This window comes from Curtobacterium sp. NPDC090217 (genome assembly GCF_044746705.1).
GTDB lineage: Bacteria > Actinomycetota > Actinomycetes > Actinomycetales > Microbacteriaceae > Curtobacterium.
In genome coordinates this window covers 1,669-2,862 of record NZ_JBIVCR010000011.1, presented here as the reverse complement: position 1 = coordinate 2,862, position 1,194 = coordinate 1,669, and the positions used below count along the sequence as shown (strand labels likewise).

The following is a 1,194-nucleotide window of genomic DNA, read 5'->3' as shown; positions in this document are numbered from 1 at the left end:
TTGTGTTGTCAAGTCTTCGGCTTATTAGTACCGGTCAGCTCCACGGGTCGTTAGTCCCCGCTTCCACATCCGGCCTATCAACCCAGTAGTCTGCTGGGAGCCTCTCACACTCAAGGTGCATGGAAATCTCATCTCGAAGACGGCTTCCCGCTTAGATGCTTTCAGCGGTTATCCGGTCCGAACGTAGCTAATCAGCGGTGCCCTTGGCAGAACAACTGACACACCAGAGGTTCGTCCATCCCGGTCCTCTCGTACTAGGGATAGATCTTCTCAAATTTCCAACGCGCGCAGCGGATAGGGACCGAACTGTCTCACGACGTTCTAAACCCAGCTCGCGTACCGCTTTAATGGGCGAACAGCCCAACCCTTGGGACCTACTCCAGCCCCAGGATGCGACGAGCCGACATCGAGGTGCCAAACCATGCCGTCGATATGGACTCTTGGGCAAGATCAGCCTGTTATCCCCGAGGTACCTTTTATCCGTTGAGCGACAGCGCTTCCACAAGCCACTGCCGGATCACTAGTCCCGACTTTCGTCCCTGCTCGACCTGTCAGTCTCACAGTCAAGCTCCCTTGTGCACTTACACTCGCCACCTGATTGCCAACCAGGTTGAGGGAACCTTTGGGCGCCTCCGTTACTCTTTGGGAGGCAACCGCCCCAGTTAAACTACCCATCAGGCACTGTCCATGAACCCGATCAGGGTCCTACGTTAGACATCCAAAGTGACCAGAGTGGTATTTCAACAATGACTCCACGAACACTAGCGTGCCCGCTTCACAGTCTCCCACCTATCCTACACAAGCCACTCCGAACACCAATACCAAACTGTAGTAAAGGTCACGGGGTCTTTCCGTCCTGCTGCGCGTAACGAGCATCTTTACTCGTAGTGCAATTTCGCCGAGTTCGCGGTTGAGACAGCTGGGAAGTCGTTACGCCATTCGTGCAGGTCGGAACTTACCCGACAAGGAATTTCGCTACCTTAGGATGGTTATAGTTACCACCGCCGTTTACTGGGGCTTAAATTCAGAGCTTCGGCCGAAACCTAACCCCTCCTCTTAACCTTCCAGCACCGGGCAGGCGTCAGTCCGTATACATCGTCTTGCGACTTCGCACGGACCTGTGTTTTTAGTAAACAGTCGCTTCCCACTGGTCTCTGCGGCCTTCAACGCTCACGGAGTGAATCCGGTCACGTG

General features: G+C 54.5%; 1 rRNA gene (only partly in view). It reads right to left on the bottom strand.

The annotated features are described in order from the left end of the window. Positions 1-4: 4 nt before the first annotated feature. Positions 5-1,194, bottom strand: a 23S ribosomal RNA gene (locus tag ACIPJ2_RS19185) (its annotated part continues 1,668 nt past the right edge of the window); the annotation flags it as partial.